The sequence below is a fragment of the Butyrivibrio sp. AC2005 genome (assembly GCF_000424145.1).
Classification (GTDB): domain Bacteria; phylum Bacillota; class Clostridia; order Lachnospirales; family Lachnospiraceae; genus Butyrivibrio.
Genome location: NZ_AUJI01000019.1, coordinates 37,652 through 52,233 on the forward strand (window position 1 = coordinate 37,652; position 14,582 = coordinate 52,233).

Annotated in this window: 12 protein-coding genes; 9 read left to right on the forward strand and 3 right to left on the reverse strand. The window is 39.8% G+C overall.

Features of this window, described 5'->3' with window-relative positions; all coding sequences use genetic code 11:
• Positions 1 to 85 precede the first annotated feature (85 nt).
• The 7 genes from G602_RS28685 to G602_RS0106660 all read left to right on the forward strand — a co-directional run bounded on the left by G602_RS28685 (position 86) and on the right by G602_RS0106660 (position 8,202).
• Complete coding sequence (locus G602_RS28685; protein ID WP_049945094.1) at positions 86 to 1,102, forward strand: LicD family protein; 1,017 nt, start codon at positions 86 to 88, stop codon at positions 1,100 to 1,102.
• Between the two features lie 31 nt (positions 1,103 to 1,133).
• The gene (locus G602_RS0106635) at positions 1,134 to 1,919 is read left to right on the forward strand and encodes a DUF6270 domain-containing protein (protein ID WP_026658287.1); all 786 of its coding nucleotides are present in this window, start codon (positions 1,134 to 1,136) and stop codon (positions 1,917 to 1,919) included.
• A gap of 15 nt (positions 1,920 to 1,934) precedes the next feature.
• Positions 1,935 to 2,702 carry a LicD family protein gene (locus G602_RS0106640; protein WP_026658288.1) on the forward strand — a complete coding sequence of 256 codons (768 nt, stop codon included), beginning with the start codon at positions 1,935 to 1,937 and terminating at the stop codon, positions 2,700 to 2,702.
• Between the two features lie 108 nt (positions 2,703 to 2,810).
• On the forward strand, positions 2,811 to 4,382 hold the full coding sequence (locus tag G602_RS0106645; protein WP_026658289.1) for an AAA-like domain-containing protein: 1,572 nt from the start codon (positions 2,811 to 2,813) through the stop codon (positions 4,380 to 4,382).
• Between the two features lie 4 nt (positions 4,383 to 4,386).
• On the forward strand, positions 4,387 to 5,424 hold the full coding sequence (locus G602_RS0106650; RefSeq protein ID WP_026658290.1) for a metallophosphoesterase family protein: 1,038 nt from the start codon (positions 4,387 to 4,389) through the stop codon (positions 5,422 to 5,424).
• A gap of 93 nt (positions 5,425 to 5,517) precedes the next feature.
• A complete protein-coding gene (locus tag G602_RS0106655; RefSeq protein ID WP_242835502.1) occupies positions 5,518 to 6,315 on the forward strand; it encodes a glycerophosphodiester phosphodiesterase family protein in 798 nt (265 codons plus the stop codon).
• A gap of 132 nt (positions 6,316 to 6,447) precedes the next feature.
• Entirely contained in the window at positions 6,448 to 8,202 is a 1,755-nt protein-coding gene (locus tag G602_RS0106660; protein WP_044931303.1) for an AAA family ATPase, read from the forward strand.
• A 57-nt stretch (positions 8,203 to 8,259) separates the two neighbouring features.
• On the opposite strand, the gene G602_RS0106665 is transcribed toward G602_RS0106660, so the two are convergent.
• The 3 genes from G602_RS0106665 to G602_RS30185 form a co-directional block, all read right to left on the reverse strand.
• Positions 8,260 to 9,804, reverse strand: coding sequence for a hypothetical protein (locus G602_RS0106665; protein ID WP_026658294.1), 1,545 nt, complete (start codon positions 9,802 to 9,804; stop codon positions 8,260 to 8,262).
• 73 nt (positions 9,805 to 9,877) lie between these two features.
• Positions 9,878 to 11,734: a flagellinolysin gene (locus tag G602_RS30180; protein WP_026658295.1), complete on the reverse strand. Its 1,857-nt coding sequence runs from the start codon at positions 11,732 to 11,734 to the stop codon at positions 9,878 to 9,880.
• Between the two features lie 266 nt (positions 11,735 to 12,000).
• Positions 12,001 to 12,327 carry a hypothetical protein gene (locus G602_RS30185; protein ID WP_207638169.1) on the reverse strand — a complete coding sequence of 109 codons (327 nt, stop codon included), beginning with the start codon at positions 12,325 to 12,327 and terminating at the stop codon, positions 12,001 to 12,003.
• A gap of 11 nt (positions 12,328 to 12,338) precedes the next feature.
• Here G602_RS30185 and G602_RS31355 point away from each other — a divergent pair, with 11 nt between their 5' ends.
• Together G602_RS31355 and G602_RS0106680 are read left to right on the forward strand one after the other, a co-directional pair.
• Positions 12,339 to 12,554, forward strand: a complete 216-nt coding sequence (locus G602_RS31355; RefSeq protein WP_026658296.1) for a Uma2 family endonuclease — start codon at positions 12,339 to 12,341, stop codon at positions 12,552 to 12,554.
• A 125-nt stretch (positions 12,555 to 12,679) separates the two neighbouring features.
• Positions 12,680 to 14,566, forward strand: a complete 1,887-nt coding sequence (locus G602_RS0106680; RefSeq protein WP_026658297.1) for an AAA family ATPase — start codon at positions 12,680 to 12,682, stop codon at positions 14,564 to 14,566.
• Positions 14,567 to 14,582 lie beyond the last annotated feature (16 nt).

A 14,582-nucleotide genomic window follows, 5' to 3' on the forward strand; every position in this document is an offset into this window, starting at 1 on the left:
ATTAACATATTATATCTGTTTTTCAAGATGGCTATATTAGTTTTTGATTAAAAAGGATTAATGGAATAATTGTGAGGGGATGACTATGATTGATAACATAACAAAGTTACGAGAGATACAACTGGAATTATTAAGGGAATTTGCAAAGGTCTGCAAGGAGCATAACCTTAAATGGTATGCATTTTTTGGAACACTTCTTGGTGCAGTGCGATATGAAGGATATCTTCCCTGGGATGATGATGTGGATGTAGCAATGCCTGAGGCAGATTATTTTGAATTGTGCAGGCATAAGGAGTGGTTTGGGGCTGCGTATTTCCTGCAGACACCTATAGATCAGGGGTTCCCTAGCTTCGTGAAACTCAGAAAAAATGGGACTACCGCTTTTAAGGGCAATTTTTTAGAAGTATTAAGAATGGGTGGACATCTAGGCATAGCAATAGATGTTATTCCGCTGTCGGAGGTCACCGGAACCGGTTGCTATAAGACACCTACTCTGGGGGCGGCTAAGAGGAAAGCGGTTTATTTAAAGGAGTGGTTCGAGCCTGCAGGGACAGTGATGTTTGAAGGTTTGGAGCTACGGGCGCCGGCTAAGCCAAGGAAGATTCTTACAGAAGTATATGATACATGGAACTGGCCAAGTGGTGCTCAGAGGTGTATGCCCTGTACCTGGTTTTTTGATACGGAAGTGGGTTATGAGATTTATTTTAAAAGATATACGGGAATGCTGGATGATATAGAGGGCAAGAATCTTTATATTTTCGGGGCTGCTGATAGTCTCCGTGTATGGCTGGAAAGGTTTGGCCTTAAGAAGCAGGTTATATGTACCTATGATAATGATAAGAATAAATGGGGCAAAAAGACCTACGATGTAGAAGTAAGGAACCCTGCTGAGATTCCGGATACGCTTGCAAAGGATGAAAACAGTCGTCTTATTATAGTTAGTCTGTGGCATCAGGAGATTGGCAGACAGCTGGAGAAGATGGGTGTTAAGGATTATTATGTTTTCCTGGATAAGCTATATGATGAGAAGGTAGGAAATAAAGTGGTTTATCGTGAGGACCTGCCTAAGGGTGATCAGTCAATACCTATGTGGAACGGCTGAGTTAAACTGTGGATTATTAGGTAGAAATGACATGAGCGAGTATAAAGCATCTTTGAATTTGCTTGGCTGCTGCGTTATAAGGGATATATTTGGTCTTCATGAAAATGACGGGGGATATCAAATTAAGCGATATGTTCAGCTTCCAAGCCCTGTTTCCATCGTTAACAAATCGCCGCTCTTACGAGAAATTAAAATTGATGATGTTGTTTTTTTAGGTCAAAATTCCTTTGTTTCGAGATGCCAGTTTTTGGAACTGAACAAGCAGGTGGAGCATTATATAGCGGAAGATCCGGCTGATTTTTTCGTAGTAGATGTGGCTGAGTTCAGGCGTAAGCTCTTATATTTTCCGGAGACAGACGGGTGGTTATCTGAGAATTACAGATTGAAGGGCATGCTGGATAAGTATATTATGGCAGGTATTGTACCAGGTACTTATGAGACTTATGATCCACTGGAGCTTAATGAGAGTGAGTTGACACGTTATCTGACAGCGTATTGTGAAATGTTGGATAGGCTTTATGAACGTGAGAAGATAATTCTGGTGGAGGTAAAGACCGGCAGGATTCCAACAGGATGTGAGGGTGATGAGCTTGCTAAAGCAGAGGCAGTGACATCCCGGATTTTTGATAAGAGAATGGAATATGCATATGAATTTGTCAAAAACAGAATGGCAGGTGTTAATGTAATAGAGTTCCCTGATAATGTTATTCTGAATTATAAGCATAAATGGGGAAGAAACCTTCTCCATTATGAGAACGATTACTATGATTATGCACTGACTGCCATAGATAACATTATTTGTGGCAAGGTAAAATGAAGGTGGATAAATCTTATGAGTAGTGATACTAAAAGGGTTCAGGAAAAATTGCTATCTATGGCAGTGATAATAAGTGGGATTTTGGATAAGCACCATATTCCGCATTCTATGGTGTACGGAACATTCCTTGGTGCTATCAGACATCAGGGATTTATTCCATGGGATGACGATTTTGATTTCTGCATATTTGATGATGTATATGATGAGGCGATACAGTGGCTTAGAGAAGAACTTCCTAAAGATTTATTTGTTGAGGACGGAAAAACTGAACCACTGTATTTTCATTCGTGGGCGCATGTGAAGGACTTATATTCTGAAGCCATAAGCAAAGCTTTCCCACAGGATAACGCATATTTGCACAAAGGACTGTCAATAGATTTATATCGAATGAAGAAACTTAGAATGGCAGATGTTTCAACTGAGTTTGTGAAGCAGATTCATAAGTATATAGACAGGCGGAGGGAACTGGGGCTTATTGATGATGCGGAATATAATCGCAGACTTTCTTATTCCAAGATGGTTCCGGAATATTTTAAGAAAAGGTTCCCTAATGAGACGGAAGAATCACTGCAGAGAGAGGTATATGCAAATATTTATACTTCTCAATTTTGTGTTGATGTAGATGATTTTTTACCGCTTAAGAAATATAAGTTTGAGGATACGGAATTCTGGGGATTAAATAATGTTGATAAAGTGCTTAAACACTGGTACGGAGATTATATGGCGCTCCCTCCGGAGGAGAAGAGAAGAAGCCATTATGATGTGGTGAAGTTTTTGAAATAACAGATAGTTATTGTAAGTAGTCAACGTCTCGCTGCAATTGCGGCGAGATTTTTCATTTAGTATAATATTTTTATCGATAAACTGATACATGGGGAAGTAAATAATTAAATGAGATTTTTTGCTACAACTGGGATATGTAATCCCGAAAAGCATTATATGGTTGATATAACAAGTCGCCTCTATCAGATGGAAACAATGATTGATAAAGGCGAGTATTTTACTATTAATCGCTCCAGGCAATTTGGGAAAACAACCACTATAGTTCAGCTTAAGAAGTACCTTGAGGATAAATATGAGGTTATAAGTCTTGATTTTCAAAAGCTAAGTGCCGGTAGCTTTAAATCGGAGGAGACTTTTGTAAAGGATTTCTGCAAACTGATTATTGGAAAAACAGAACTTGGTCTTAAATTGCCGGATTCAATAAACGAACAGATTAGAAGCTTTTCGGAGCAGGAAAAAGCTGAAAAACGTCTTATTGATTTGTTTGGTGTAATTACTAAATGGTGCGCTGATTCTGATAAGGAGTTGGTCCTTATTATAGATGAGGTGGATAGTGCTACTAATAATCAGGTATTTCTTGATTTTCTTGCACAGCTTCGAGATGGTTATATCGCACGTGAATCAGAAGGTGCTCATGCATTTAAGTCTGTAATTCTGGCAGGAGTAACGGATGTAAAACATATAAAGAGCAAGATCAGGGATGAGGATCAACATAAGGTTAATAGTCCATGGAATATCGCGGTAGCTTTTAATATTGATATGAGTTTCTCAGCTGTGGATATTTGTGGGATGCTTAAGGACTATGAAGATGATCATCACACAGGTATGCAGGTAGATGAAGTGGCTCAGTACATTCGCGATTACACTAGTGGATATCCATTTCTTGTGAGTAAGCTTTGTAGCATAATTGATAATTCTAATGGCAAATTGCAGTGGTCCATATATGGAATTGATGAAGCGGTTAAGCTCCTTTTGAAGGAAGAGAATGTTACATTATTTGATTCGCTCATGGGAAAGTTGACGAATTATCCTGTATTGAAAGAAAAGCTGTATAGGATTTTGATGAATGGTGAGGTACTGGAATACCTTCCTTATGATGAAGCTCAGAAGCAGCTACGAATGTATGGATTTATAAAGGAACAGGATGGAGTAGTTGTTATTTCCAACAGGATTTTCGAAACGCTTCTTTATAATCATTTTTTGGGAGAAAATAATGATTACAACGATATCAAGCAGACCGCAAGCTATGAGAAGAATTTGTTTGTAAAGGATGGCATGCTTGATGTTAAGCTTATTCTGGAACGCTTTATTGTGGCATATAATCAGATTTTTGGGGAGCTTGAAGATAGATTTAAGGAGAAGGATGGAAGAGAGATATTTCTGTTGTTTTTAAAGCCTATCATAAATGGAACCGGAAATTATTACATAGAAGCCCAGACAAGAGATCAAAGAAGGACGGATATTATCATAGATTATCTTGGTAAGCAGTATATTATCGAGATGAAAATATGGAGAGGTGAAAGATATAATTCGGAAGGCGAAAAGCAGATATCGGATTATCTTGAATACTTTGGCTTAGAGACCGGATATATGCTTAGCTTCAATTTCAACAAGAAGAAAGAGCAGGGGGTAAAAGAGGTTATTATAGGTAAAAAGAAGTTGATAGAAGGAATGGTATAGCAAAATGGGAATTATCATTTCTGAAAATAATTATAAATGGATATATACCTACGACTACGCACCTGATTCCATATGGGATGAGTGGCGCTTAGATAGTGGTGTGCCAAAATGGATATATGAGGAAGCTTCTGATGTTGCAGCTCGTGTGCACACAGAGCTTCCTTGTTTTGTTTTGCTTACAGATTCGCATTTTGCGTATAACGGAACGTGGGAGGATACGATCAGGAGTATAGGCGCTGTTGTGGATCTGGTAAAAAGAGAGCATTCTCTGTTCACGTTAGAGGATTCAGAAAGCAATAATATGGATCATTCTACACAGGGGCTTTGCGGCATCGTTCATCTGGGAGATCTTTCGGACGGACTTCTTCCTTTGGATAAGACAAGGGCGATTGAAGACAGATGCATTAACGATATGCAATCTGTAGGAGTGCCGCTTTATCTGACTCCGGGAAACCATGATTACAACTATTTTCGAGGAAATCCGGAGGTTACCTATCCTGCTACTCCGCAGTACTATGTGGATTTTGATACTATTAAGCTTCGCATGATATTTATTGATTCTTTTGATCCGAAAGAACAGGTTCGCTATGGTTTTACGGATTACTGCATTCATTGGCTTGATGCAGCGCTGAGGTCTATGCCGGAAGGCTTTGTTTCAATCATTTTTTCTCATGTGCCGCCACTGGTGAGATTGCAGGCATGGACTAAGGATATTCGAAATCGCAACAAGCTTATGGATGTTTTGAATGTCTATGCAGATAGAATTTTGGCATTTATAAATGGGCATAATCATTGTGATCTTCTGTATAACGAGTTGTATAATGGAAAGTTCCCTGTCATTTCTATAAATTGTGCTAAGTGCGAATATTTCCTTGAGCATAAGCCGGAGGGAGCACATGTACCGGAGAGAGCACTTGGAGACAGGACGCAGGAGAGCTTTGATATTTTGCAGATTGATACGGAGAATCGCAAGTTGTATCTTACCCGTTTCGGAGCAGGTGAGGACAGGGTAGTAGAAGACGGCAAAGCAAGGTTTATATAATTGATAAATGAAAAAGAGATACCTTCCCCTTGGGGGCGCTCTACGTCCGGGGGGGACGTTGGTTTAGCGTGGACCGAAGCGGAGCGAAGGCAGATGACAGCGAAGCAGATGGATGAGGGGAATGCAAAGGAGGCAGCCATGAGAATATGGGCACACAGAGGATGCAGTCAAAGGTATCCTGAAAACACACTTACATCTTTTGAGAAAGCGATGAATGTTCCAGGGGTAACCGGAATTGAGCTGGATATTCAGCTTACAAAGGATGGTGAACTTGTTGTCATTCACGATGAGAAGGTGGACAGAACAACTGATGGAATAGGCTATGTGAGGGATTTTTCATTAAAAGAATTAAAGACTTTGCATATCCGCACCGGTAATGAGACACCGGAATTTATTCCGACGATGCGAGAGGTTCTGGAATTATTACGCCCTGCCATGCTGAAAGATGACAATCCTTTATGTCTTAACATAGAGCTAAAAAACGGTGTATATCAGTACGAGGGTATTGAGGAGAAAATAGTGAGTCTTGTAGCTGAGTTCGGGGTAATGGATACGGTCGTTTTCTCGACTTTTTATCCCCACTCACTTATGAAGATCAGGGAGCTGGCTCCGCTGGCTGAGATAGGGGTGCTGAATACCTGGTTGTCTAACTGTCTGTTTATGGCAAAGGGAATGGAACAGATACTGGGACTTCCGCAGGGGAGTATAGCGCTTCATCCCTGTGGCAATAATCTTGATATTCCTTCGGAATATCTGGAAAATAGAACAGTACGAGCCTGGTTTGGAGGGCATCTTTTCCCGTCTGAACCCACCGGTGGAAGGATGGATTTCGAAAGGTTTGAAAAGGCCGGTGTTACCGATGTTTTCATAAATGAGCCTGAGGTATACTGACATAAGGTTAATGAGGAAGGTGGGATTATTAAAGTAAGTTGTAAGTACCTTTGTCTTACCACAATTGCGGGCTAGGTGATTTATTCATTATAATTGTTTTATTGATAAACAAATGTCTTAGGGGCTCGGATAATGCAAAAAATTGGCATAGGATATGAAAACTATAAAAAAATAATTGATGAAGGTTGCTATTACGTAGACAAGACTCTTTTGATAAGAGATGTTATGGAAAAAGGCGGAATGGTAACTCTTTTTACGCGCCCCAGACGTTTCGGTAAAACGTTGGCATTATCAATGTTACAGACATTTTTCGAAGAGGAACATGATTCAGAGGGGAATGTCGTAGATAATAAAAAATACTTTAAGGATAAGTTGATAATGTCTGCAGGCGAGGATGTTCTTTCAAAAATGGGAAAGTATCCTGTTATTCATTTATCTCTTAAGTCTGCAAAGCAGCCTGACTTTGAAACCGCCTTTTTGAAGCTTCGTGAAGAGATAGTGAGTGAGTTTATAAGGCATAGCTATGCTATCTTATCATCTGATGTAGATGAGGAAATGAAAAAGAACTTTGCCTTAATAAAGAGTGGAATAAGCGACTGGGATGAGAAGACTGCGAATATTACAGATTTTCATGAAAGAAAAAGATTATTAAATGGAGAGGTTGGAAAATATTTGACTTCACTTTTAACACTTTCGAAAGTCCTTCGAGCATATCATAAACAGGAGGCTATTATTCTTATTGATGAGTATGATGTTCCTCTTGAAAACGCCTATCGTCTTGGATTTTATGATGAAATGGTGGGATTTATCAGGTCGTTGTTTGAATCTGCTCTAAAGACTAATGATGCACTTGAATTCGGAGTTGTTACCGGCTGCCTAAGGATTAGTAAGGAGAGCATTTTTACAGGTCTTAATAATTTGGAGGTTGATTCTGTAAGGGGATATGCTTTTTGGAATTATTTTGGATTTACGGAAGAAGAGACAAGGCAATTTCTGGCTGAATATAACCTGGCAGATCATATGGATACTGTCAGGGAATGGTATGACGGGTATATTTTCGGGGAAAACAAGATATATAATCCCTGGAGTGTTATAAAATACGCAAAGGATCATATAGAAGCTCCACAAAAATTTCCAGAAAGCTATTGGAGCAATACTTCAGCCAATTCGATAATTAAGGATATGGTTGAAAGGGCAGATGCTTCTGTGAAGGACGAACTCGATATTCTCATTTCTGGTGGCACGATAGAAAAGAGAGCTCATGAGGATATTACTTATGATGATATAGATAAAAACGATGATAATTTATGGAACTTCCTGTTCTTTACCGGCTATATGAAAAAAGTTTCCGAGAGAATGGAAGGCGATGATATCTATATGAAAATGATGGTTCCTAATAGGGAGATAATGTCTATATATAGGAATCAGATAAAGGCCTGGTTTGATGAGACGGTAAAAGCGGTGGATTTTTCTGATCTTTACAAAGCTATTAAGGAAAAAGATACAACGAAAATAGAAGAGTTTGTCAGTAATCTGCTGGCAAAGAGCATAAGCTATTTTGATAGTGATGAAACATTTTATCATGGATTTTTCTTATCTCTTATGTATGGATTTTCAGGGTATACGCCTAAATCAAACAGAGAAGAGGAAAATGGCAGACCGGATGTGGTTCTTTATCCTGAACGTCCCAAAGATCCGGTATATTTATTCGAATTGAAGATCCGGAAGAAATTTAATGAGATGGAAGAGGGAATTCAGGAAGCTTTTGAACAGATTAAGGAAAAGAAGTATGAGGAAGGTGTTCTTGATGATGGATATGCAGGTGTAGTTTCCTTTGGAGTTTGCTTCTGCAAAAAGAGTTGTATTGTTGAACTATATCGGAAGTGATTAGTTTTGTTTTCGATGTCGGTTATTATGTTTAAGGTATGAAAGACGCAGCAGTAATCACTGCGTCTTTGCTATTTCAAGGATTTTATCTATGACAGTTTGCATATCGCTTTTAATGTCTTTTGAAAACAGGGTTCCAAATTTTGCCTTGGCTTTATCGGATTGTTGTTTGTAATATTCTTTATCTGTGATGTAGTGAAGTGTATCGGCTATCATCTCATTATAATCTTTACATATAAAATCTTCACCCGCAAAGCCTGCTACATCACTATCCGGCAGTGTGGTAACAGGAATACCTGCGCGCATTGCTCTTGTGGCACCGCCGGCACCTCCGGATCGCTTGGGGTTTATAAAAAGGTCGATTATTTTTAATACGCTGAGGAAGTCTTTTCTGTATCCGAGGCGTAAAGATCTCTTTTCAAGTATTTCTGGCAGTTCCTGCTCAAAATCCCCTATGAAAACAAAATATGCTTTGTCATTCTGCTCAGCAATGGAGGTCATGACATTTCTGAATTCTTCTGTGACTTCCCTTTGGATTCGGTTTCCGATGATACCGAGGGTAAATGTGTCCTCAGGGATTCCGAACGCTTTTTTGGAATATTCGTCTTCCTTCTTTTCCTCTGTATAACCAAAGCCTGTCATATGAAAGAAAATGGACTCCTGGCCCTGTGCTTTTACATAGGCATCAGCTTCCGGTGAGATATCACCTGTCTGGTATCTTGCAAGGAGATGGGCGTCTGAAACCTCGTGGCCATGGGTTACAGGCATTGCAATATAGGTTGTGATGGAGCGCCATATCTGATCCATGCGGGGGAGGCCGTTTATCTGCCAGATAAACTCCGGTCGCAGGTTATATATTTCGCCGATAAATGAAATCATGTCGTCCCTTGATGCTTTGTTTATATCGATCTGATGGCAGTGAATTATCTGGTCATGATAGTTGAAAGCAGTGGTTCCCCAGTCGTCTGTGTAGTTGGGAAGCATTATATCTCCGGTCCAGATTTTTGAAAATTCATTTACATCAATAGGTTCGCCGATGACGATGAGTAAGACTTCATAACCAAAGTGGTTTTGCAGGTGGTGACATACGGAAAGAACCATGTTTGTCGGGGCGTGTCTTACGCCAAGAAGTTGATATGTGGTGACTATGGCAAATTTGTGGTCTCTCTTTTCATAAGGAATCATCTCGATATTGCAGTCGAGTTCCTTTAAATATCTCTGGGAAATATATCGGTGTAGTGTTCTGCGAATTGCATAGTCATCAAGCGCACCGTTTAAGAAGCGCTGGTGGTAGGTCTGAAAATGAGCAGCGCAGGTGAGATTCATGTTGAAGGCGCCGGTCATGAGGATTTCCTCGACCTTATACATGTATTTCATGTCGGGAGCAGCCCAGTAAACTGCGGACAAGACCATCATGTAGAGCTGCGGATCCGATGCGAAATTCTGATCGAAAAGAGGCAGCAGTTCATCTGCAGTCCAAGAGTCCTTTTTTATTTGCTCCGACAGCTTTTTTAACTGGGGCTCGTAGGCCTCGGTTCTGTATGGATAATCTGCTTCTATTACAGTAGATATTTGTTCGCATAAGGCTTCAAAGTTTTTCATATCCCCCTCCGATAATGAAACGTTAAAAAGTCTATACCGTCATTATAACATAGTTATAGTGACGGTATATCGGTTAGGACAAAAGTCCTAATACACCTTGTGGCGTCTGGTTTGCCTGGGTAAGCATTGCCTGACCTGCCTGTTGTAGCAGATTGTGTTTGTGGTAATTGGCGATTTCTTCAGCCATGTCTGTATCTCTTAGTCTTGATTCTGCAGAAGTTGTATTTTCAATAACATTATTAAGGTTCATGATAGTGTGCTCTATTCGGTTCTGAATGGCACCATAGTAGCTGCGGACGCTGCTTACCATCATTATTGCATCGCCGAATTCATCGATGGCAGAGGTAGCTTTGTCCATGGTTAGAACGTTAGTGTCGGTGAGCTTAAGCGCATCGCAATCCATTTTGAAAAGATTTACCTGAATCTTGTTTGGCATATCTGCATCGGTACCAAGGTGTAGACTGACAGTGTTGTAGCCACCGCGTTCGCGGGTATCTTCAAATTGTAGATAGGATTCTTTGACACTAAAAATCTTCATGGGCTGAGCGTCAGGATCTGCAGTATCATGTAGGACAGCTTCGCCACCTGTAGTTAAAGAATCTGCTATAAAAGAAGCTCTGCCATCTTTGCTGTTGTATATAAATCGTCTCACAAACTCTACAACACTAACTTTTTCAGGTGTCGTGGAGAATGAATCTGTTGATCCATTGCTAAAAGCATCTTTTAATTCATCTGGTGTTATTCCGGTCAATTGTTTGAATGTATCTTCAAAGGTTGAGTCTGTATCAATAAGTGACTGAAATATTTTATTTGCCCCATTTAATATATTTTCACGTGTGACATCATTACCGTCGGCAGCGAGATAACTGGAGTAGGCAGCAGCTAAAAAACCGGTACCATATACATTTTCGTCAATGGCTTTTTCAGGTAATTTTAAGTAATTTGCAATACCTTCATCTGCCTGGTTGCTATCTGCATTAGAAAGATTCCTTACCATATATTGGATGGAGTAGACTTTATCCATTCCGCCACCCGCAAGTTGGGCAGTACCCTCTACAAACCAATCAGGGAATTGTGACCACATATTATTATCGTTTGCTGCATAATATGTTAATTGCATGAAACCGTGCATGGTCTCATGTCCCAGAGCAACCTCCAGGTAGTCCTTTTGACGCTGGGTAAGATTTCCGGGAGGAAAATCGTAATCATCTACATATAGTTCCAGTTTATAATTGTACTTGCCATTTTTCATGGGATCATGGGTTATTCCCATCATGGCTGCTATTTTGTTGGTTCCATCCAGACCATCTATATAATCCAGGAATAATGTGGTATTAACAACACCATTTTCTTCTGCATATTTCTTTACAGCATCTCCCAAAGAAGGAAAAGCATTAGCTATCTGTTCAACGGCATTTGGGTAATATTCGTTTGCGATTCTCCATGACAGAAGTGTGTAATCATCAGGAATTAACTTTTCTTTAGCTTGAGTCGGTAATGGTGGCAGAACACCATCCTTAACAAACACATTTAATTCATTAAATTTGGTTCTGCTTGTAATTGAATCAATTTCTTTTTTTAATTGTGTTATCTCATTATTTACTGCTACGCGGTCTGAGTCTGATAGTGTTCCGTTTGCAGCCTGAATGGCAAGTTCATTTCCACGTTGAAGCATATCGTGAACTTCTGCGAGGGCACCATCTGCTATCTGAGAAAGACCGATGCCGTCTTCGCCGTTTTTAACAGCTCTGCCAAGGCCACGTATCTGCCTTCTCATTTTTTCGGAAATGGAGAGACCTGCAGCGTTATCTGCAGCACGATTAATCTTCAAACCGGAGGAGAGTTTTTCCTGGGATTTGGAGACATTGGAAAGAGTATTCTTATTTTGGATAGCAGAATTCATAGCTGCTATGTTGTGCTGTATCCGCATAAGGCATCCATTCCTATCTTGTTGAGATAACCGATATTTTTAAAATATCACGCTATAGTCCAACTGGTTAGTTCCTTGTATATCGTATATCGGCAGAATGGGTGTGGGAGTTTAGTGGAGTCTTTATCACATATTTTTCATTACATCACCTTTTGAAAAAAGGTTGCCCTTAACATTATTTCTTACCGGATTGAGTTGTTCCTTTTTTATCATGTAGGTCAAATTCTGTCTGGAGCAGTCCAGAGTGCTGCAGCATTGTGCTGTATCTAATTGTTGCAGAGGATGTCGCTTAATGGATCAAAAGCTGCAGCGTCAGCATCTGTCATACATGGGTAAATAAGTGACAAACCATGATCAAACAGTGACGCAATTCTAAGGGCGTGCATTCTTGAATTGCGTAGAATTTCTATGTTTGCACCATGCCTGTCTCTGTTCAGTATTATGTAATCGATTGCGATCATGCGGTCAATATATTCTTCGAAGCCATTACGCACGCAAAAATCATAGTGGGTTTCCCTGGGATCAGCGTTAACTGTGTAATAATTATTTTGGAGCGCCTGATTTTGTTTTGGAGATATTGTCTCCATCAACAAGACGAAAGGATATGTTCATTAAGAGTAAGAAATATTGTTATGCTGGCGTAAAAGAGTATTGGATGGTTGACCCTAAAAAGAAGGTTCTGATTGTATATGATTTCCTTGACGAGGATGTGACGCCGGTTATTGTGCCGCTTAAAGGTGAGTATGCATTATCGCTTTATGATGGTAAGCTGAAAATCAATCTGGATGAACTATCTGAAGCAATTGAGCAGTTTGGTTGATATAGACTTAACTATTAAGCAGTCCAAAAACCCTAAAAGCAACCCTAAAAGCAACCTCACATAGTTGCTTTTAGGGTTGCTTTTGATATATAATATTAATGCAATTAGGCTTGGAGGCACTTTTTATGGAGAAAAAATTTACTTCTGCAGAAGAAATAGAAAGCGAAATAGCAGGATTTCCCAAGGGGCATATTACATATAAAACAATTCGCGGTAAAAAGCGGATGTATCTGCAGTGGTATGAGAATGGAGAGAAGAAGAGTAAATATATACGTGCCAAGGAAGAACAGGAAGTTCTCATGCAAGTGGCTAAGAGGAAGGCACTTGAGCGTATGCTTGAAAGCTATAGCCATTCTGTATATGGTTATTCGGATATACAACAGGCAGGTGAACAACTTACTGAAGGAAAGTACATAAGTGAAGATGAGCCTGCTTATGGGAAAGCTGTTTATGGAAAGAGAAGCAATCTCGTTATTAAGTATGAGACCAGTGTGGTTTTGGGCGATCAACTGACAGAAATGTGTAGCTACGTAGGGGGATTTGCTAAGCGGGAATGTTTTTCGGATTTACAGAGATATCTTGATAAGGCACCTGATGGTAGGGTTTGCATTATATATGGACTCAGACGCACGGGGAAGACAGTGATGGTTTTGCAGGCTATTTCTGATTTGCCGGTAAATGAGGTGGCATACATTAAGGTGACATCTGATGATACGATGGCGGAGTTGAACCGGGATTTGCAGAAATTGTATAAAACAGGAATCAGATATGTTTTCATAGATGAAGTTACACTTATGGAGGATTTTATTGATTCGGCATCGCTGCTATCTGATATATATGCTGTTACAGGAATAAAAATTGTTCTTTCAGGTACGGATTCGTTGGGGTTTGCGTTGTCTGTTGATGATGAACTGTACGATAGGGCATACATGATACATACTACATTTATTCCGTTTAGAGAGTATTCAAGACTGTTGGGAATTCATGATGTAGATGAGTTTATAAGATACGGTGGTACTTTTCTGGTAGGTGAAACAGATTTTTCAAATATAAATGAATATGGGAGTGGGGTTGCTTTTAGGGATGAAAAATCTGCAAGGAAATATATTGATACTGCTATTGCGAGAAATATACAGCATAGTCTTGCATGTTACCAGGGCGGGGGTCACTTCAGACATTTGATTGCGTTGTACGAGGCCGGAGAACTGACAAGTGCGATAAACAGGATTATTGAGGATATGAACCACAGGTTCCTGATGGAGGTGCTTACGAAGAAATTCAAATCTCATGATTTGGGTTCTGCGAGGCAGATAGAGAGAAAAAAGGCAGCAAGGAACCGTTCTGAAAGTATACTGGACAAAGTTGATACAAAAGAGATAACTGAGCGACTAAGGGGCATATTAGATATCAAAAATGCTGAGGAAAGACAGATTCAAATTTTGCCTGAACATGTTATGGAGATAAAGCAGTACTTGTTTTTGCTTGATCTAATTATAGATTGCCCCAGCGAAACAATAGGTTCAGGAAAAGCGGTGGAACATATCATTTTTACTCAACCCGGGATGAGGTATTGCCAGGCACAGGCACTAGTTCATTCACTTATGCAGGATGAAATATTTAAGCAATATCCAATTGTCCAGAGGCGTGCTATATGCGATAGTATCCTCAAAGAAGTCAGAGGAAGAATGCTTGAGGAGATTGTTTTGGAGGAAACTGTGAAGGCTCTGCCAAAAGGAATGAAAGCTTTTAAGCTTGAATTTGAGGTGGGCGAATTTGATATGGTTATATGGGATGAGAATAAGCTGACATGCGAATTGTTTGAGATAAAGCATAGCGATATAGCTACAGAGGAACAATGTAAGCATCTTAAGGATTCCCATAAATGTGAGCAGGTGGAATTCCAGTACGGCGAGATCGTAGGCAAGACTGTATTGTATAGAGGAGAAGACGAGGAGATTGATGGAGTGTCATATAAAAATGTTGTGAAGTATCTGGAAAATCTTAGGAATTGATCACTGTTAGATGCCA

Coding starts and splice junctions, on each gene's coding strand:
- G602_RS28685 (WP_049945094.1), top strand. CDS start 86: ATGATTGATAACATAACAAAGTTACGAGAGATACAACTGGAATTATTA.
- G602_RS0106635 (WP_026658287.1), top strand. CDS start 1,134: ATGAGCGAGTATAAAGCATCTTTGAATTTGCTTGGCTGCTGCGTTATA.
- G602_RS0106640 (WP_026658288.1), top strand. CDS start 1,935: ATGAGTAGTGATACTAAAAGGGTTCAGGAAAAATTGCTATCTATGGCA.
- G602_RS0106645 (WP_026658289.1), top strand. CDS start 2,811: ATGAGATTTTTTGCTACAACTGGGATATGTAATCCCGAAAAGCATTAT.
- G602_RS0106650 (WP_026658290.1), top strand. CDS start 4,387: ATGGGAATTATCATTTCTGAAAATAATTATAAATGGATATATACCTAC.
- G602_RS0106655 (WP_242835502.1), top strand. CDS start 5,518: ATGACAGCGAAGCAGATGGATGAGGGGAATGCAAAGGAGGCAGCCATG.
- G602_RS0106660 (WP_044931303.1), top strand. CDS start 6,448: ATGCAAAAAATTGGCATAGGATATGAAAACTATAAAAAAATAATTGAT.
- G602_RS0106665 (WP_026658294.1), bottom strand. CDS start 9,804: ATGAAAAACTTTGAAGCCTTATGCGAACAAATATCTACTGTAATAGAA.
- G602_RS30180 (WP_026658295.1), bottom strand. CDS start 11,734: ATGCGGATACAGCACAACATAGCAGCTATGAATTCTGCTATCCAAAAT.
- G602_RS31355 (WP_026658296.1), top strand. CDS start 12,339: ATGTTCATTAAGAGTAAGAAATATTGTTATGCTGGCGTAAAAGAGTAT.
- G602_RS0106680 (WP_026658297.1), top strand. CDS start 12,680: ATGGAGAAAAAATTTACTTCTGCAGAAGAAATAGAAAGCGAAATAGCA.